This is a genomic window from Enterococcus sp. DIV0187 (genome assembly GCF_051713785.1).
In the GTDB taxonomy this organism is placed as follows: domain Bacteria; phylum Bacillota; class Bacilli; order Lactobacillales; family Enterococcaceae; genus Enterococcus_A; species Enterococcus_A avium.
The window spans coordinates 3,703,213-3,722,616 of record NZ_JBIOQO010000001.1; the positions used below are offsets into that span (position 1 = coordinate 3,703,213).

General features: G+C 38.7%; 18 protein-coding genes and 1 pseudogene. 12 read left to right on the forward strand and 7 right to left on the reverse strand.

Annotation, left to right across the window (positions count from 1 at the left end):
* Nucleotides 1–88: 88 nt before the first annotated feature.
* Together pepA and IGI52_RS18080 are read right to left on the reverse strand one after the other, a co-directional pair.
* Complete coding sequence (pepA, locus tag IGI52_RS18075; protein WP_438782014.1) at nt 89–1,162, reverse strand: glutamyl aminopeptidase; 1,074 nt, start codon at nt 1,160–1,162, stop codon at nt 89–91.
* 19 nt (nt 1,163–1,181) lie between these two features.
* Complete coding sequence (locus IGI52_RS18080; RefSeq protein ID WP_438782015.1) at nt 1,182–1,922, reverse strand: methyltransferase domain-containing protein; 741 nt, start codon at nt 1,920–1,922, stop codon at nt 1,182–1,184.
* 348 nt (nt 1,923–2,270) lie between these two features.
* On the opposite strand from IGI52_RS18080, the gene IGI52_RS18085 reads away from it, so the two are divergent.
* From IGI52_RS18085 to IGI52_RS18100, 4 genes are all read left to right on the forward strand, one after another.
* On the forward strand, nt 2,271–3,989 hold the full coding sequence (locus tag IGI52_RS18085; protein WP_438782016.1) for an ABC transporter ATP-binding protein: 1,719 nt from the start codon (nt 2,271–2,273) through the stop codon (nt 3,987–3,989).
* 12 nt (nt 3,990–4,001) lie between these two features.
* Entirely contained in the window at nt 4,002–5,777 is a 1,776-nt protein-coding gene (locus IGI52_RS18090; protein ID WP_438782017.1) for an ABC transporter ATP-binding protein, read from the forward strand.
* Between the two features lie 56 nt (nt 5,778–5,833).
* Entirely contained in the window at nt 5,834–6,151 is a 318-nt protein-coding gene (locus IGI52_RS18095) for a GNAT family N-acetyltransferase (protein WP_438782018.1), read from the forward strand.
* A gap of 258 nt (nt 6,152–6,409) precedes the next feature.
* Nucleotides 6,410–6,832: a GNAT family N-acetyltransferase gene (locus tag IGI52_RS18100; RefSeq protein WP_438782019.1), complete on the forward strand. Its 423-nt coding sequence runs from the start codon at nt 6,410–6,412 to the stop codon at nt 6,830–6,832.
* A gap of 24 nt (nt 6,833–6,856) precedes the next feature.
* On the opposite strand, the gene IGI52_RS18105 is transcribed toward IGI52_RS18100, so the two are convergent.
* Together IGI52_RS18105 and IGI52_RS18110 are read right to left on the reverse strand one after the other, a co-directional pair.
* Complete coding sequence (locus IGI52_RS18105) at nt 6,857–7,558, reverse strand: DUF554 domain-containing protein (RefSeq protein ID WP_438782020.1); 702 nt, start codon at nt 7,556–7,558, stop codon at nt 6,857–6,859.
* Between the two features lie 155 nt (nt 7,559–7,713).
* A complete protein-coding gene (locus IGI52_RS18110) occupies nt 7,714–9,147 on the reverse strand; it encodes an APC family permease (RefSeq protein ID WP_438782021.1) in 1,434 nt (477 codons plus the stop codon).
* Between the two features lie 309 nt (nt 9,148–9,456).
* On the opposite strand from IGI52_RS18110, the gene IGI52_RS18115 reads away from it, so the two are divergent.
* The 3 genes and pseudogenes from IGI52_RS18115 (at nt 9,457) to IGI52_RS18125 (ending at nt 12,579) form a co-directional block, all read left to right on the forward strand.
* Nucleotides 9,457–10,044, forward strand: coding sequence for an ATP-dependent Clp protease proteolytic subunit (locus IGI52_RS18115; protein ID WP_102872347.1), 588 nt, complete (start codon nt 9,457–9,459; stop codon nt 10,042–10,044).
* A 177-nt stretch (nt 10,045–10,221) separates the two neighbouring features.
* Nucleotides 10,222–10,706: pseudogene (gene tnpA / locus IGI52_RS18120) on the forward strand (IS200/IS605 family transposase).
* 313 nt (nt 10,707–11,019) lie between these two features.
* Nucleotides 11,020–12,579: a PucR family transcriptional regulator gene (locus IGI52_RS18125; protein ID WP_144325412.1), complete on the forward strand. Its 1,560-nt coding sequence runs from the start codon at nt 11,020–11,022 to the stop codon at nt 12,577–12,579.
* Nucleotides 12,580–12,620: 41 nt separating this feature from the next.
* Here IGI52_RS18125 and IGI52_RS18130 read toward each other — a convergent pair whose 3' ends face one another.
* Nucleotides 12,621–13,646: a threonine aldolase family protein gene (locus IGI52_RS18130; RefSeq protein WP_144325410.1), complete on the reverse strand. Its 1,026-nt coding sequence runs from the start codon at nt 13,644–13,646 to the stop codon at nt 12,621–12,623.
* 108 nt (nt 13,647–13,754) lie between these two features.
* The gene (locus IGI52_RS18135; RefSeq protein WP_144325408.1) at nt 13,755–14,438 is read right to left on the reverse strand and encodes a metal-dependent hydrolase; all 684 of its coding nucleotides are present in this window, start codon (nt 14,436–14,438) and stop codon (nt 13,755–13,757) included.
* 126 nt (nt 14,439–14,564) lie between these two features.
* On the opposite strand from IGI52_RS18135, the gene IGI52_RS18140 reads away from it, so the two are divergent.
* Nucleotides 14,565–15,215: a B3/B4 domain-containing protein gene (locus IGI52_RS18140; protein ID WP_016180951.1), complete on the forward strand. Its 651-nt coding sequence runs from the start codon at nt 14,565–14,567 to the stop codon at nt 15,213–15,215.
* 28 nt (nt 15,216–15,243) lie between these two features.
* On the opposite strand, the gene IGI52_RS18145 is transcribed toward IGI52_RS18140, so the two are convergent.
* Nucleotides 15,244–15,720: a YbaK/EbsC family protein gene (locus tag IGI52_RS18145; RefSeq protein WP_127978528.1), complete on the reverse strand. Its 477-nt coding sequence runs from the start codon at nt 15,718–15,720 to the stop codon at nt 15,244–15,246.
* Nucleotides 15,721–15,952: 232 nt separating this feature from the next.
* On the opposite strand from IGI52_RS18145, the gene IGI52_RS18150 reads away from it, so the two are divergent.
* From IGI52_RS18150 to IGI52_RS18165, 4 genes are all read left to right on the forward strand, one after another.
* A complete protein-coding gene (locus tag IGI52_RS18150; protein WP_016180949.1) occupies nt 15,953–16,909 on the forward strand; it encodes a sugar-binding transcriptional regulator in 957 nt (318 codons plus the stop codon).
* Nucleotides 16,910–17,070: 161 nt separating this feature from the next.
* A complete protein-coding gene (locus IGI52_RS18155) occupies nt 17,071–17,751 on the forward strand; it encodes a fructose-6-phosphate aldolase (protein ID WP_144325405.1) in 681 nt (226 codons plus the stop codon).
* A gap of 164 nt (nt 17,752–17,915) precedes the next feature.
* Entirely contained in the window at nt 17,916–18,278 is a 363-nt protein-coding gene (locus IGI52_RS18160; protein WP_185937800.1) for a YbgA family protein, read from the forward strand.
* 63 nt (nt 18,279–18,341) lie between these two features.
* Entirely contained in the window at nt 18,342–19,280 is a 939-nt protein-coding gene (locus IGI52_RS18165; protein WP_144325403.1) for an NADP-dependent oxidoreductase, read from the forward strand.
* Nucleotides 19,281–19,404 lie beyond the last annotated feature (124 nt).

A 19,404-nucleotide genomic window follows, 5' to 3' on the forward strand; every position in this document is an offset into this window, starting at 1 on the left:
CTGGTTCTACTGAATAAAGTCATCAAATAAGTTAGGAAAGCCTTGATAATCTCGATTTTTCTGAAGTTATTTAATTTTTCTTAAGCGACTACTTTCCTTCGATAATTGTTTTGATCGTGCTTTCATCTAAGCCTTTTAAAACTTGGATTAGCATTTCTCGCGCGGCATCAAAATCTGCAATGCTGAACATGGTTTGATGGGTGTGGATATAGCGCCCGCAAACACCAATCACAGTACTTGGTATTCCTTCATTTGCAGTGTGAGCGGCACCTGCATCAGTCCCACCTTTAGAAACAAAGTATTGATATGGAATGTTATGTGTTTCCGCAGTGTCCAATAGATATTCTCGTAAGCGCGGAAGTAGGATCATACCGGGATCTTGGATACGTAAAAGCGTTCCTTCCCCTAAGTGACCAAAAGTCCCATTCGTTGTCACTAGATCATCTGCGGCTGAACAATCAACTGCAAAGAATATATCTGGTTTGAACTTTGTGACGGCCGGTTTTGCTCCCCGCAAGCCGACTTCTTCCTGCACATTCGCGCCAGCGATTAGTGTATAATCTAATTCTTCTTTTTGTAATGCTTCTAATGCTTCCAAAACGACAGTGCAGCCGTAGCGATTGTCCCAAGCTTTACTGATAATGTTTTTTCCATTCGCGGTTTTGATTGTTTCAGTTTGTGGAACAATTGTATCGCCTGGTAGAACACCGTAAGCCAAAGCTTCATCCTTTGATTCAAACCCTGCATCAAAAAGAATGTCTTCAACTTTGATCTGTCCTTGCCCGCTGGTTCCCCGTAATAAATGCGGCGGCACAGAAGAAGAGATGCATGGATAATTACCTTTACCAGTTTTTAGAGTAAAGCGTTGAGCAGACACCACATAAGGATTCCAACCACCTAGAGGGACTACTTTGAATAAACCTCGGGAGGTGATTTCTGTTAACATAAAGCCAACCTCATCCATATGAGCTGCGACCATCACACGTGGTTTACTTTCATCAGCCTGGCGCAGACCAAAAATTCCGCCTAAACCATCTTGCTGCACCTCATCCACTAATGGTGTGATAGCAGTTCGCAGGTAGCTGCGAATATCTTCTTCAAAACCGCTGGTTCCTTGCAGTTCCGTTAATTCTTTAATTCGTTGAAACGTTTTTTCTTCCATCGAAAATCCTCCTTAAAAGTTAAAAACCGATCTCATTATAAGTCTTTGGTACATGAAAATAAATCAACTCAAAGTCGAGAAATTGTTGATTCCATTTTTTAAGTTTGTTCCCAAAAGTTTTTTCAGTGATTTCAGCTAATTCTGTTGAAGAAAAATCATCCATAAAGTATTCCTGAAAAAAATCACGAGTGATTTCTTCGCAATTGGTGTATGCAAATTTTTTTGTACGATAAGGAATGTTCAACTCATTCAAAAAAGTTTTATAGCGGTCATTCAATAACAGATCAGAATTCTTTTCTTCATAGGGAGAAAAGATCTGATCCTCGTCGGTTACGACTCTTAGAATCAAACACCAATCATGGCTTGCTTGGCAAAAAGCGAGTAGCTCTTCTTTTGTTTGTAAAGCAGGATTCATAGCTGAAAAAACAATGTTATAACGCTCTTTATTCTGTGATAAGAATTTTTTTTGATCGTTTTTGATCAACTGAACATTACTATTAGATTTATCAGCTGCAAGCTTCAACATTTCCGCTGATAAATCTACCAGATCATATTTTTGAACATATGCTTTTATTGTAGATAAATAACGACCAGAACCTCCAGCAAGATCTAAAAAGGTTTGGCAGGGCAGGAGATTTTCTGCTAGCAAAAAATCCCGCAGTTCTTCAGTAATCGGAAATATTGATTCTTGTTGAATCATTTCATATTCTTCGGCGAATTCATTCCAAAAGGTTTCGAGTTCATTCAGATAATCAGGCATAATGATCCTCTTTCTAAGTGGTGATTGTAATTAGTATACACCTCAAAAATTAAATTTTGAAATTTATGAAATGAATCAAAATAATTCAGAAAAGTGAATGAATGTCAAAAAATATGCTTTACATCATGGATAACATGTGTAATACTTCGAGATAATTGAGAATGATTATCAGTCGCAACTTGACTTAAGATGTCCGTTTAACTTTGCGCTGTTAGCAAAGAAGCAGACTATCTTCAAAGATCAGATATCACTTTGAATAATGTCCTTTCATTGATTGATCTACATCATTCGAATCGAATTAATTTTTCACAGAAAATTAATTCATTGTTATGAATAAGGAGGAGAACAATGGAAAAAACAAATGTAACTTATCTGTTTCGGTTGGCTGGGAAATCGAGTTTGCTTTTATTAGCTTCTGCAATTTTTAGTATTGTTTCTGGCATCATGGATTTTGTACCGTTAGTGATGCTGTATCGTGTCTTGATGTTTTTATTTGGCGATCAGCCTAATATAGACTTGGCGATGCGCTATGGAATGTATGCAGGAATTGCGATCATTATAAAATTTTTGACGATGATGGTAAGCGGGGCATTGTCACATATCGGCGCGTTCAATACGTTATATGAGATTCGCAGTCGGTTAAGTGCACATATTGCGACACTTCATCTAGGATTTTTTACTAAAACGACTTCAGGCAAACTGAAAAAGACCATTATTGAAGATACCGAGCGAATCGAAACGATGCTCGCTCACCAAGTCCCTGACTTAGCAAAAGCGATCACTGTGCCACTCTTAATGTTTGTATATTTGTGTACACTAAGTCTTCCTTTAGCTTTATGCTTATTGCTTCCAATCGTGATTGGCGCGGTCATCTTGATGATCGGTATGCGATCAAGCAGCAAGTATATGGGATGGTACCAAAAGTTAGTGGGGCAGCTAAACTCATCAATCATGCAGTTTATCAATGGGATGAATGTAATGAAATCCTTTAATGTCACTGCCAAAGGATTTAAACAATATTCGTCGACAGTTGAAGAGTATCACAAGATGTGGACCGAATGCACAAAAATGCAATCTTGGCCTTACGGGATGTTTCTCATTTTGATTGAATCAGGATTGCTATTTAGTTTTCCTGCGGGAGGCTGGTTGTATTTAAAAGGGGCCGTTGATTTGCCGACCTTTTTATTCTTTTTGATTATGAGTATCGTGTTCTTGTCTTCTTTGAAGAGTTTAAGCGGCTTTGCGATGGCGATCTCGCAAATTTTGACTGGGACTGAAAAAATCAAAGATATTATGGATCTTCCTCAACAGAATTTCGGTAGTCATACGGAACAACTTGAAGATGTCAAAATTACCTTTGACCATGTTCATTTTTCTTATGAAGAAGATGAAGTATTGCATGATGTTTCATTAGAGGTACCCGCTAACAGTTTAACTGCTTTTGTTGGAGTATCAGGTTCCGGGAAATCGACGATGGCTCAGCTGGTCCCACGTTTTTGGGATATTCAGCAAGGCCAAATTCTTTTGAACGATCACCCAGTGGAGAGTTTTAGCGAAGAGGCATTGATGCAAGGGATCAGCTTCGTTTTTCAAGATGCCTTTATGTTAAGTGATACGATTCGCACAAATATCGCGGTAGGAAAAGATCAGGTCACAGACGAAGAAGTCCATGAAGTAGCGAAAGCGGCACAGATTCATGAATTCATCATGAGCCTGCCGAATGGCTATGATACCGTCATGGGCGAAGCTGGAATCAAAATGTCTGGCGGAGAAAAGCAACGTATTTGTATTGCCCGTGCAATCCTGAAAAATGCACCGGTTGTTATTTTTGATGAGGCTACCAGCTTTACTGATATTGAAAATGAACGGAAAATTCAGTTGGCTTTAAATGAACTGTTGCAAGATAAAACGACGATCATGATTGCCCACCGTTTGAATACGATCAAGCATGCAGATCAAATTTGTGTCTTTGAGCAAGGGCGTGTGATTGAACGAGGAACCCATGATGAGCTGCTGCGCCAAAATGGAAGTTATGCGAAATTGTGGAAGATTTATACAGAAAAATAGGAGGGAAAACAAATGACTAGTGTGATTAGAAATATACGAGCAGTAATTGGTGAAAAAATAAAGCTATTGTATACACCAATTTTATTAGCGATTCTTGATGCTTTCTTGAATATGGTATTCTACTCGATAATGATTTTGAGTATTGTTACCTTGATCAAAAATCAGTTTACGGAAAGCTTCTTTTTCCGTGGGATCGCGGTCTTGGCAGTCGTTTTTGTATTAAGAACATTCTTGGCACGGTATAGTTTTGCCTCGCTGCAATTGAATGGTTCGGTGATCGCGACTGATTTGCGTTTGCGCTTGGCAGAGCATGTTCGCGGACTGAATTCTGGTTACTTTAATCAAAACAGCGTCGGAAAATTGACGAGTTACTTTTTTACAGATATAGCTGATTTCGAGCAAGTTTTGACGCATCATTTGACGGATTTTGTCAAAGCGCTGTTCAGTGTATCAGTTTGTATGTTGGCAGCCGTCGTGATTGATTTTCGTTTTGCAGGTGTGCTGGTAGTCATGATTTTGGTAGCTTTGCCTTTAATGATCAAGGGTGGTTCTGTCGGGCATACTATCGCGCCAGAACATCGTGTGAAAATCAACGCGGTAATCTCACGTGTTGTGGAATATATAAACGGGATTAAAACGTTTCGTTTATATCAATTAACCGGTACGAAGTTTGAACGTTTGGATCAGTCCTTCCATGAACTAAAGAAATCCTCGATTCGTGTGGAACTCTCCATGATGCCTTATGTGATGGTTTTTTCAACGATCGTATCCTTTATGATTCCAGTTGCCTTGATCTGGGGAACTAATTTATTGATCCAAGGTAATTCGACACCAGAACAATACATTGCAGTGTTGATGCTGAGTGTCTCAACTTCCAGTCAATTAATGACAATTGGAATGCTGTATCCAGAATTGAAATACCTATCAAAATCGGCTGATAATTTACGCCAGATATTTGAAATGCAGCCACTACCGTACACAAAAGAGGCGTTTATCGGAGACAATCACACGATTGCATTTGATCATGTTTCCTTCAGCTACGAAAATGATGTCGCAGTATTAAATGATCTTACCTTTACAGTAGAAGATGGGAAAACAACTGCTTTAGTAGGACCTTCAGGTTCAGGAAAATCGACGGTTATCAGTTTGATCTCTCGCTTCTGGGACGTTAAGCAGGGGGAAATTCGAATGGGGAATGAAAAGCTTCGTGATATCCGTCCAGACGCATTGACGGAAGAAATCACCTGCGTGTTCCAAGATGTTTACTTGTTCAATGACACGATTTTGAATAACATTCGGATGGCAAAGCCAAGAGCAACGATGGAAGAAGTTACTCACGCTTGCCGTTTGGCTAATTGCCATGAGTTCATTATGCAAATGGAAAACGGGTACGATACGTTGGTTGGAGAAGGAGGATCGACACTGTCAGGCGGTGAGAAGCAGCGAGTTTCGATCGCGCGTGCACTATTGAAGGATGCGCCCGTAGTGTTACTAGACGAATCAACCTCCAGTCTAGATGTTGACAATGAAAAGGAAATCAACAGTGCTTTGGATCATTTGATGGCTGAAAAAACAGTTGTAGTAATCGCCCATCGCCTAGATACCATCATCAGTGCGGATCAAATCATTGTCCTTGATGAAGGTCAAGTTCGCGAAAAAGGGACACACAAAGAATTATGCCAACAAAACGGCTGGTATGCTCAAATGATTAAAGAACAGGAAATTGCGAAGACATGGGTTATTGGGGAAATAGGGGATTCTTTAGCTGCATTTGAAAAAGCTAAATAACTTAGTATAATTAAAGTATTACCTTAATAAAGAAGGCTTAATGGGGGAAGAACTTTATGATGGATGTTCAGATTATTGAGTGGGAAGATAAGTATGCCGAACAATTTAAGAGACTTTCATTGGAGTGGTTGGAAAAATATGTTTCTGTTGAACCGGCAGACTTAGAAATCATAAATAATCCCCATAGGAGTATTTTAGAAAAAGGCGGAATGATCTTTTTTGCACTTTGTGATGGTCTAATCGTTGGAACTGTCGCTATGATAAGACAGAATGACGGGAGCTTCGAGCTAGCCAAATTAGCCGTAACAGAAGGCTATAAAGGATTAAAGCTCGGAAACCTGCTGATGGATGGAGAAATCTTTGGAATTTGCTAGTCAAAGAAAAGCAACAACTGTTTTTCTATATACAAATCGAAGGTTATTGCCAGCGATTAACCTTTACGAAAAGTTTGGTTTTAAAGAGATACCAATAGCTCAAAATAAATATATCGAAGCAGATATGAAGATGGAACTAAAATTTTAAGCTGTTTATTTCATTCCTTTCAACTGAATCCACAGAGGTTTAAATCAGGAATGAGCTGGAGAAATGCAAATAGTATAATGAAATGTTTCGTTGGAAAAGAGGACTCCTTGATGAAGATTCAAACTGTTACCAAGAGCGAGATTACAGATAGATTATTAGAAATATTGGATCAGCAGCAGGTCGATTTTTTTGCATCGGAACCTGAACCAGATGCTTCCGAATGGGCTTTTTGTGCGAAGGAGGATAAGCATATAATTGGTGGAATCACAGCGAAAAAGCAATATCAGACAATGCACATTTCATTATTAGCTGTTGATCCAGCTTATCGTAAATATGGTATAGGTAGTCAATTGTTGACTAAAATGGAACAAGTAGCTTTACAACACCAAGTTACTACGATTACCTTAACAACAAAAGCGTATCAAGCATTGGATTTTTACTTAAAACATGGCTATGAAGTTTTTGGCGAACTGAAAGATGTTCCGATGGTGGGTACGACAAAATATTATCTGTTAAAAAAAATAAGCAGATGAAGGAAAGACTCCTTCATCTGCTTTTTAAAAGTAATAATATTGCACTACCATAATGGCTATTAAAACGAGAATCCCCGGCAAATAGTTAGAGACACGAATCTTGGTCAGCTTCATAACGTTTAGGCCAATGGCTAAGATCATCAAACCGCCGATTGCACTGATTTCATTCATTAGACTATCTAGCAGCTCTGTAGGTAAATAACGAACAATGACGCTAGCAAAAATTGTGATAGCGCCTTGATAAATCAAAACCGGAAATGCCGAGAACAGAACACCGATGCCTAGTGAAGCAGTCAGCATGATGGACATGAAGCCATCCATTACCGCTTTAGTAAATAGGGTCTGGTGGTTACCGGTAACGCCACTTTCAATTGCTCCAATAATCCCCATTGAGCCAATGACATAGATCAAAGTCGCGGTGACAAAACCTTCCGCAAAGTTACTGTTGCCGCGTGCAAAACGATTTTCAAGAAAAAGCCCTAAACGAGTCATGGAGTCTTCGATTTTTAGAAATTCACCGATCATTCCCCCAAGGCAAATACTGATGATGATAATGATAAAAGAACTTGCTTGCAATGACATTTGAATCGCTAAAGCAATGACCCCTAAAGAAATTCCTTTTGATACTGTATCTTTCGTTTGTTCTGTAATATTTCGCAAAACGATACCAGAAAAACTTCCAGCGATAATCGCAAGGCAGTTCACCAATGACCCCAACAACAACATACTATTCACCCGTTTCTATGATTTCGATTAAAAAATAATTAATTCTTATTTAGACATCATCTTACCACGAGTGAGATTTTTTTTGAATAGTAAAAAGGACTGTACACAACTTCCTTAAAAAGGAAGAAGCGCACAGTCTGATAGCTGCCTGAGAATTATGCAGCTTTTTCACGTTCACGCTTAGCTAAAGTTGGCATGATGAAGCCCAAACCAATCAATACAGCGATCCCGATAATATTGATAATTAGCTCGTGCCAAAACAGGCTTGAGCCATAAGGGGCATCTTGTGGTAAAACACCGAATAAAGTGGCGATAATAGTAACAACTAGGCACCAGCCGCCAACAAATACGGCCATCCGATCATTCTTAATGAAGACATAGTCTGATTGGAATTTTTGACTATCTAAGCGAATTCGAATAAAGGCATAGAAAATCCAGCAGGTCACGCCCGGTGAAATGATGCCGTTAAGATTCAATAGCCAATTGAAAATATCATTCATCTCAGGCAAGAAAACACCTAGTAACAAAATAAAGGCGCTCAAAGCAGTTGTTAAAATATACCCATTGATTGGCAGCCCATCGTCATTCAATTTAGTTAATTTCTTCGGCATGAACTGCTTGCCTGTATCAGAGATCAGCATCCGTGTCATGGCATCTAATAAGACGGCTAGCAAAGCACACATGTAAATAATTTGCGTCACGGCAAAAATATACATCAGAGTATTGCCTAGATGGAAAAATTCTCCCAAACGTTGGAAAGCATAATACGAACCATTCATCTTCAAATTATTTGGTAAGTGGTGTGCATTGAAAAAGACCCCTAATGAAAAGGAACCAAAGACGGTTAAGAAAATCGTCATCACCGTTAGCATGATCATGGCTTTTGGAAATTCTCGTTGCGGTTTACGCATCCGTGTGACAAATGGAGCAACCAATTCGGCACCATTGATGGCATAAATCAAAAGTCCGATCGTCGTCAAATAGTGAAGATCAAATTTCGGGACGATGGCACCTAAATTCATTGGCTGCGTTTCGATATGTCCATTCGGCATAAATAAGGAAGCAAACGTCATAAAGACGAATAAAATTGCCATGATGAACATAGCGCCGCCACCTAAAGTGCTCAGAACTTCTAATGACTTTTTAAAGTGGCGCTGCAAGAAAATAAAGGCCAGAAAAACACAGAAGGTTAATAAGGCAAACATCGAATTAGACATTTTGTCTTCCATTGAATCATTTCCATTAACTAACCAACCGAAGCCAACAACAACGGCATTGGCAGTATCAACTACATAAGGAATTGACGCTGCCCAGTAGGTCCAGGCAGTGAAGTAACCCAATCGATCGCCGCTGGTTCCTCGAACCCACGAGGTCAGACCACCGCCTTCATGATTAAAAACAGAACCCAATTGGCCAACCATTAAAGAATAGGGAATCACGTATAATAGCAGTAAAATTATCCAAGAAGTGATCACACCTAATCCTTGATTAGCAAAATTATAAATAATATCATCAAAGCCGATGACTGTAACAAATGACATCATGGCAAGTACAGGCCATGAGATAAAGCTTTTCTTTTCCTCAATCATACAAATTGCTCCTATTTCTATTAAGGTCTTAATTTTTTTTACTTACTGAAATATGAGAAAGGTTATCTCTCTGGAGACAGTGATGGTGATGGAGGCTTATTCCGATAGGTCACGAAAATCCCCTTTCTATTCACAAAATACGATTTATCATCCCATAGATAATAGAATTTCGCTACTAATAACTATTTTTTCATTCATAGTTTAGCATAGAAACCTTATTGGTACAGAATATCATTGATTATAGGCTTATTCTGTTCATTCCTCTTCTTTTTAGCTATACTGGTTTTAGAAGAAAAGGAGGACGTTCATATGAATGATTTTTTAGCCGAGGAAGAATTGGAGAAATCGGAAGAAAAAAATCCGATGATGTTAAAATTATTGAAGCAGCGCACGATATTGATTTACGGAGAAATTAACCAAGACTTGGCGAAGTCCGTGACAGAGCAATTGCTTTATCTATCTGCTGTCAGTGATGATCCCATCACGATGTTTATCAACAGTCAAGGCGGTCATGTGGAATCTGGTGATACGATCCATGACGTCATCCGTTTCATTAAGCCGAAAGTGAAAATGATTGGGACTGGTTGGGTTGCAAGTGCGGGAATTACAATCTATTTGGCTGCAGACAAAAAGGATCGCTATAGTCTGCCAAATACACGATATATGATCCATCAGCCAGCAGGTGGTGTACAAGGTCAATCAACTGAAATCCAGATCGAGGCAAAAGAAATTTTACGTATGCGTAAACGTGTAAACAAATTGATTGCCAAAGCAACTGGTCAAACATTGGAGCAAATCGAAAAAGATACAGATCGTAATTTTTGGCTGTCAGCCGAAGAAGCAAAAGATTACGGAATTGTTGGGAAAATTATAGAATCTGACTCCGCAGTAAAATAAGAGAAGATATATTTTTCGAGGTAGGCGAAAGCCTATCTTTTTTTGTATGTTTGAAAACCACCTGCTGTGCTGGTGGTTCAAAAGAGCTTCCAGCGTGGTATTAAAAAGACCTCCCAAAATTGATAAACTGATGTTGGTTTCCCGACCGCATCACCATCAAAGATAGGAGGTGTCCTTATGGAAAAGGACAAAGAAAGTTTATCACATAGTAAATGGAGATGTAAGTATCACATCGTGTTTGCGCCAAAATATCGGAGACAGATCATTTACGGAAAGTATAGAGAAAGTATAGAGAAAGTATAGGTGAGATTCTTCGCACGCTCTGTGAAAGAAAAGGAGTAGAGATCATTGAGGCAAATGCTTGTGCAGATCATATTCATTTGCTTGTAAGTATTCCACCAAAGTTAAGTGTTTCGCAATTCATGGGCTATTTAAAGGGAAAAAGTAGTTTAATGATATTCGACCGTCATGCAGAGTTGAAATATCGCTATGGGAACCGAAAATTTTGGTGTCGAGGGTACTACGTGGACACGGTTGGACGGAATAAGGAGCAGATAGCTGAGTATATTCGTAAACAAATAAAAGAAGATTATTCAGCAGATCAGCTTACGTTGTTCGAAGAAGTTGATCCGTTTACAGGAGTTAAAAACAAAAAGAGATAGAGTGAGATTCTTTTAGAATCAGCGAGTAGAAGTGGTGCGGGGGGGAAGCTTTCAGAGGGCCTTTTAGGCCGAGGCCGGTAAGAGAGGCTTCTAGCCGAAGAGCAAACCACCCGTTTCACGGGTGGTTATGATTTTGTCCCATTTCCTATATAACTGCTTCTAACATCATATGATTAAAGAGATTTTATAATTTTTGAATAAAAATGGATAGACAATAAAAAGTGAATCTGATAATGTTAGAAGAAAAATAAAATTTGATGTGAAAATTTTAACGATATTAATTTTACTTTGATAGGAATAAGGAGGAATAAATGTGGGTGCTAAATTAAAAGAGTTGTTAGGGCTGCCATCTTTACGTGAAGCTCAGTTAATGAGTGGACAAAATTGCTTAAATCAAACGGTCACATCCTTATCTTTCTTGGATATTTCAGATATGGATGATTATGTTACTTTGCTTGAGACAAATGAATACTATTCTGGCGAGTTAGCACTGACTTCTTTTTTCAGCATCAAAGACGACATAGAAAAGCAATGTGAAACAATTCGGCGGTTACATAAAATGGGTGTGCTGGGGGTCGTCCTCTATTACGTAGGGATCGTAGTTCCAAAATTATCATCAGAAGTGATCCAAACAGCAGAAGATCTAGATTTTGTGATTATTCAAATGCCGAAAAATCAAAATCAGCTTCGCTATAGTGAAGTCATCGTAGAAGTGATGACAGCAATTCTTGAGAGTCGCCCGACAGAAAATATTGTAAACGAGGTTTTGGAGAAGGCCTCATTATTGCCAGACCATTTGCGAACAGTCGAGGTGACATTGAGATTGCTTTCTGACTTACTACGGACGAATATCATTTTGACTAATCCTGATAATGAGGTGATTAATCAGGTCAAATGGCCGCGTAATTCTTCTGTTGATCTAGAGCGACTGTTACGTCGAGTCGTAGTGGAGGATGATAAACAGGTTCAAAAAAATGATTTCGCGATTTTTTACAAAGAGCTTTATCACAAAGAAAACGGTCTTCTGCGATTCTATTTAATAAAGGAGAACGAGTTATTGACGGAGGTTGAATGCAATCAATCCGTTGAACTGCTGCAGGTGGCGATGAATTTGTGGGGAAAGAAGCACGGAGAAATCAGTGAGTATGCTTTAGTGCAGGCAATTTTGAGTGATGAAAGCGAAAAAATGTATCGTCTGGCTAATCATTTGAAGATTGATGTTAAGGGAATCGGTTTGATGTGGCTCCTACAGTTGAACGATTTGAGAGAAGAAAAGAAATTAAGACAGGATATTCTAGATTACGCCTCAAAATTTTATAAGACCTGTGTTGCTCAATTAATGGATGATCAATTGATCGTACTATTAGGAAATTATTGCCATAATGATTCTGAGCTAGAGCTAGGGGAGTCTTATCTGCGGACAAGTCCTTATCAAGAAATGATTGACAGTATCGTTTTGTGTCCACGTTTGCGCAACACCATGGATGTAAGAACGACCTATCAGTTAGTCAATAAAGTTGCGTTACAATTGCCAAAACTATTTCATGGGAAAAAGAGCTTTTCTATCAGTGAGATCCGGCAAGTGGCGAATGCGAGTAAGCTGATTCAATCGGGTGAAGCAGAAGTGGAAGAGACACTGAGCGTATTATCGCCGATTATGGATAGCAAGGAACAGCTGATGACGTTGTGCAGTTTTTTATTAGATGCTGGAGCCGATTTTCAAATTTGCAGCGAACAGCTGTTTATTCACAAAAATACAGTGAAGTATCGAATTAAAAAAATTAGTGAAGCATTAGGTTATAACGTTATGCGTTTTTCAGAGAGTTATGAATGTTACATCGCTTGTTTGACCTACCGTTTAATCAGTTTATAATTTTTAAACTGAAGGTGGCTCGGAATTCCGAGCCGCCTTTTTCATAATAATGCCAATAAAGCATCAATATCTTTTTCCTTCGTTGCCCAACTAGTTGCAAAACGAATCACTGTATGGGTATCATCATATTTTTCCCAAAAGCTAAAAGCGACTGCTTTTTTTAGTTCCGCCATTTGTTCATTTTCCAGAATAACGAATTGCTGATTTGTAGGTGATTCTAAATAAAAACGGTAATTCTTTTCAGCCAATCCTTGCTTCAATCGCATTGCCATCGCGATAGCGTGTTGACTAATCTCGAAATATAGTTGGTCAGTGAATAAGGTATCAAATTGCAACCCAAGCAATCGACCTTTGGCCAATAATGCTCCTTGTTGCTTCATATGGGCAACAAAGTATTCAGGTACGTTGTTTTTCGTAAAAACAATGGCTTCGCCTAATAAGGCCCCAACTTTAGTACCTCCGATGTAAAAGACATCACAATACTCTGCAATTAACGGCAACGTCAAATCAGATTCTGGACTAGCTAAACCGTAGCCCAATCGAGCCCCATCTAAGAATAAGGGGATTTGGTATTCGCGGCAGACATCAGAAATATTTTTTAATTCTTGTTTGGAATACAGCGTGCCATACTCGGTTGGGTGGGAGAGATAGACCATTCCTGGGAAAACCATGAATTCTTTATTATCATCTGACCAAAATTGTTCAAGATAAGCACGGATTTGCTGTGCTGAAATCTTACCATTGGTTGGGGACAAACTCAAAACCTTGTGTCCAGAAAACTCGATTGCGCCTGTCTCATGTGTAGCGATGTGGCCTGTTTCAGCAGCAATAACACCTTCAATTTTTTTTAACAGAGAGGCGATCACTAAAGCATTAGTCATTGTGCCACCAGAGATGAAAAAGACATCGGCATCAGGGCAATGACATGCTTGACGAATTTTGTTAATAGCGGAGGCTGAATATTTATCTCGTCCATACCCGCTCAATTTTTCCTCATTTGTTTCTAGCATGCGTTGCAGGATTTTTTCGTGCGCCCCTTCTAAATAATCACTTTCAAAATTTAACATAGTGTACCCCTTTCATTTAAAATAGTTCTCTTTTATTGTAGCAGATTGACAGAGTGTAGAAATGATAAAAAAGACATGCGGCAAAATTGCTCACATGTCTCAATTTAATTAAAGAGTAATCGTTTCTCCAACAGCCATAACCTTACCGACATTTTCTGGTAATAGCTTGATAAAAGCTTCAGGATCTTGTTTGATGAGCGGGAAGGTATTGAAATGAATCGGTACAACCTTTTTTGCCCTTAAACGTTTCGCAGCATTAGCCGCTTCAGATGGTCCCATCGTGAAATTATCTCCAATTGGTAAAAAGGCGATATCGATATCAAAGGCCTCACCAAAAAGTGACATATCCCCGAAATTTGAGGTGTCTCCAGCATGATAGATTGTTTTACCTTCTGTCTGAAAAATAAAACCAGCCGGTTCACCCATATAAATCATTTGTCCATCTACTTCATATCCCGAGCTATGTTGAGCATGGACCATTTTTACTCGCCCAAAGGGAAAATCAAATTTTCCACCGATATTCATACCATGAGTCTTATTCACGCCATTTTTTTCTGCAAAACTGCAGATTTCAACGTTACTAATAACTGTGGCTTCATTGTGTTTCGCAATTGGAATCATATCTCCGATGTGATCGCTATGTCCATGGGTGATCAAGAGCCAATCCGTTTCTACTTCATTTGTCTTTAAGTCTGTCAAAGAATTTCCTGTAATAAAAGGGTCAAACAACAATTTTTGTCCGTCTTCTGTAATGATCGATAGAACGGAGTGACCATGATAAGTGATTTTCATAGTGTATCCCTCTCTTTCTATAAAGCTATTATATCGAAGCTACACAATAATAAGTAAGCTTTTGCTTTCGTTTGAAATCGTTTAAAATAGGAGAAAAGCAAATCAGGAATTAACGGAGGGAAGAAGATGAAATTAGCGATTGATCCAAAGGTGAAAGAACAAGGTGTATCACTAGCTTATAGTGTTATCGAGTTTAAAAATGAAGCACACAACGAGAAAATTTGGCAGGAAATGTTGAATCCTTTATTAAAAAGTATTGAATCAACTGACACATTAGATACTATTAAAGAAAATCCGCAGATTATCACAACAAAAAAAGTTTATAAACTGTTAGGAAAAGACCCTGCTCGTTTTAGACCGTCTTCTGATAGTTTATGGCGGCGGATTGTTCAGCAAAAAGGACTGTACCAGATTAATGCACTCGTTGATCTGAATAACTATTTTTCATTAAAATGGAAACTGCCATTTGGGGCCTACGATCTAGAAAAAATCACAGAACCAATTCAATTGACCGTGGGACAAGCAGGCGCACGTTATACAGGGATTGGAAAAAAATCCGTCAATATTGAAAATCTTTTGGTGTTAGCGGACGATGCCGGACCATTCGGTAGCCCAACATCTGATTCGACACGCGGGATGATTGCTGAGGAAACAACACGTGCATTATTGGTTGGGTACCAATTTGAGGATGAAACGGTTATTGATCAAGCAGAAGTCAGATCTATTCTGGAAAGATATTTGGCTGACTGTCGAATCATTGAACAAGGGGTTATATAAAAAACGAGGCAAAAATCTGCCTCGTTGTCTATTCCCAATTTTTACAAACATCGATCCATTGCTTGAACTGTGTATATTTTTCTAATTCAGGTATGGTCAGTTCGATGGCATTATTTGAACTACCGCAAGCAGGATAAACACTTTCGAAGCGCTTTAAGGAATCATCAAGAAAAACATCGATACCATCATTGATTCCAAAAGGACAAACACCGCCGACTGGGTGTCCAATGGTTGATTCTACCTCCTCTGCCTTCAACATTAGAGCACGTTCACCAAAAGTAGCTTTGAATTTTGCATTGTCGATCTTTGCATCACCGGCAGTAACAATCAAAATACTTTTATCCGCTCTTTTTAGTTTAAAGGACAGAGTTTTTGCGATGCGTTCAGGAGCACAATTTAGAGCTTGGGCCGCTAGTTCAACCGTTGCACTAGAGACAGGGAATTCTTGAATCCGGTCAGCCATTCCATAGTGTGAGAAGTACTCTTTTACAGCTTCAACTGACATATATTTTCCTCCTTATTTATTTAAAAGCAATAAAATTTTTCTCAAGAGAGAAATTAGGTGGATCTGAATGTCGAAATTCTTTTTAGCTAAATATTCTGCGAAGAGTTGACATTCTTAATGTGATCATTTCATCTGTACGTTTATTTAATTAATAATGATACACGCTTTATCGGACGTAGTAAATAATATTTTGTTAGAATAGGAAAAGAGGTTCTCATAGGAGGAATCGAATATGAAAGAGGATAAAAAGAAGCTGCTAGCTAAGATTGCCTATATGTATTATGAACAAGAAATGACACAGGCTCAGATTGCTAAAGAGTTGGATATCTATCGTACAACGGTTAGCCGCATGTTGAGTCAAGCGAAAGCAGAAGGAATTGTAGAGATCAAGATTAATCATTTTGATGCGAGTCTGTTTGAGTTAGAAGAGCAGTTAAAACATGCCTTTAATCTGACTGCCGTTGAAATAGTCCCAAATGAAAGTGACAACAGTGAAGAGGCTAAAGAAGAGCAGTTAGCTGAAGCAGCCGGTGCTTGGATTCGTCGTCATTTATCGGATGATATGGTGATTGGCTTGTCTTGGGGTGCCAGCGTTGGAAGAGCAGTGAACAGGATTGATCCAAAGCAATTGTCAAATGTTTCTGTCGTTCCGATAGTCGGTGGACCAAGTCATATTAATTCACGCTATCATGTGAATACACTGGTCTATGAGTTGGCCCGCAAATTGAATGGACAAAGCTTATTTGTAAATGCCACAGTTATTCAAGAAACAAAAGAACTAGCAGAAGGAATCTTCAATTCGAAATATTTCCACGATCTAAAAGAATATTGGAAACGACTCGATTTAGTCATTGTAGGTGTTGGTGGACCTTTAAGCTATCATAAAAGTCAGTGGCGAGATTTGCTATCGCAGGCAGATTATGAGGAGTTAAAATTACGTGAAGCAGTAGGAGATTGTTGTTGTCGTTTCTATGACGGCTACGGAAAGCTTTTGAATGGACCTTTAAATCAACGAACAATAGGCTTGTCATTAGCTGAGCTAGCTAGGGTTCCTCAAACAGTGGGAATTGCTCGCGGCGTTTCGAAGGCTCGTTCAATCGCTCCATTGCTGGAAAAAGGGTACCTTAAAACATTGATTACCGATCAAGAGACGGCCCAAGAGATTCTACGTCTGAATCAACGAAAGTAGTTTATTAATTATAAAATGCACATTTGTGCGATTCACTTAAGAAATTTATCTGCGGAAGGCTTGCGTAAAAGCTTTTCGCATTTTTTGTAATGAGAAGGCACAAATCTTTTTTTGAAGGTGCTATGCTAGTTCTATACAAAAAAGTAAGGGAGTTTTCAAAGATGGAATTTATGTTAGATACAGCCAATCTTGCTGATATTAAGAAATTTGCGGATTTTTTACCGATTGCGGGAGTCACTTCGAATCCTTCAATTGTTAAAAAAGAAGGAAAAATAGATTTTTTCCACCACATGAAAGAAATTCGCGGCATCATTGGAGAACACCGTTCATTACATGTACAAGTAGTGGCAACAGACTATGAAGGAATTATCAAAGATGCTGAAACGATCTTAGCAAACATTGATCAAAAGGTATTCATCAAGATTCCGGTCAATGAACCCGGCTTGAAGGCGATCAAAGAATTAAAACGCCGCGGTGTTAACGTCACTGCAACAGCTATCTATACGAAGTTTCAGGCTTATCTTGCAATCGCAGCTGGTGCGGATTATATCGCACCGTATTTTAATCGGATGGAAAACTTGAATATCGATCCACGGGAAGCTATTTTCGAAATGGCAGAAGAAATCGCTCGAACAAAGAGTGGAACAAAAATATTGGCAGCTAGCTTCAAGAATGTTGGTCAAGTAAATGCCGCCTTGGAAAATGGCAGTCAAGCAGCCACAATGGGTGTTGATATTATTCAACAAGCATTAGCAATGCCATCAATTGCCCAAGCAGTGACTGATTTTACAGGAGATTGGGAGGCAATTTTCGGAGAAGGAACAACAGTTGCTGATTTATAACAAAAACACAAAAATATTTTTATGACTGTAGACGAGGTCTACAGTCTTTTTTTGAAAAATGAATGCTCTATTTCGAGATAGAGATATATGATTAGACGAATCAGCAAGCTTTTCTCTTCAAAAATCAGATTATCAGATGTTAAGCTGAAGAGGAGGTGGGAACAATGCATGAGTTTCAGAAAGAATGGGCACAATGGAAGTATTTTGTCATGGCACGGTCGCAAAAGGAGTATTTAGTATTGCGACAGCTTTTTTCCGGCAATCAGTGGTCAGAGAAGAAAACTGAGCAATTTTATCAGCATTTGGCTGAGGTGAAAAAGTTGCCTATTAATTTAAATGCTCAAAGAAATGCTTACGAACATGTTTGGGGGTATTTCAAAAAAGTAGCTACGATAGAAGAAAAACAACACTTTTTTACATTGCTAAATCAGATGACAGAAACTAACAATGACGCATTGTCTTATTTGAAAAAGTTAGCGCAAAAGTATCAAACGAATTATCTTTTAGAATCTCATTTATTTGATTAAAGCAAATCGTTTCCGAATTTCTAACAGGACTTTTATAATGAAAGGATATGGAGGGATGTATGAATGGAAACACGTGCAATTGTAATAGAAGAATATGGTCATGCAGATCAATTAAAAGAAAGTAACGTAGCATTACCTGAGCTAGGTGAACACCAAGTTTTGGTTAAAATAAAGGCTACGTCAGTTAACCCAATTGATTGGAAATTACGAGAAGGTTATTTAGCACAAATGATGCCTTGGGATTTTCCGATCATTTTAGGATGGGATGTCGCTGGCGAAATTGTAGAGATTGGTTCAGCAGTAAAAGATTGGCAAGTTGGTCAAGAAATTTTTGCTCGTCCAGAGACCACTCGTTTTGGTACATATGCGGACTACACAATTGTGGATGATCATTTGTTAGCACGCAAACCTGAAGGGGCTTCTTTTGAAGATGCTGCCGCAGTGCCTTTAGCAGGATTAACAGCTTATCAAGCATTGTTCACTCACGGAAAACTAAAAGCAGGTGAAAAGGTCTTGATTCACGCAGGTGCGGGTGGAGTAGGCATTTACGCTGTTCAATTAGCGAAGAATATTGGTGCAACAGTAATCACTACAGCAAGCAAAAAAAATCACGCACTATTAAAAGAACTAGGAGCCGATCAAGTAATCGATTATCATACGACTGATTTTTCAGAGGTTTTAGAAGATATTGATCTAGTTTTTGATACAATGGGCGGCGATGTTCAAAGAGACAGCTTTAAAGTATTGAATGAAAATGGCCGTTTAATCTCAATCGTCAGTCAACCAGATGAAGAATTAGCTAAAAACGTTGCTGTAGCAGAAAGCATCTGGCTTCAACCGGATGGCAAGCAATTACAAAAGATAGCAGATTTAATGACTGAAGGAAAAGTGAAAAGTGTCGTTGGACATACTTATCCTCTAACGGCAGAGGGTGTGAAAAAAGCACATGAATTAAGCGAGACCCACCATGCTAAAGGAAAAATTGTCTTAGTCAATGAATAGTTAAGAAGCTGTACCTAAACTTGGTGCAGCTTTTTTTCCATAATGTTTTTAAAAATCGTAGGTTCAGTAATTGAAGATAAATAGTAATTTGACAGCGAATTTATTTATCGGTATCGTTAAGATA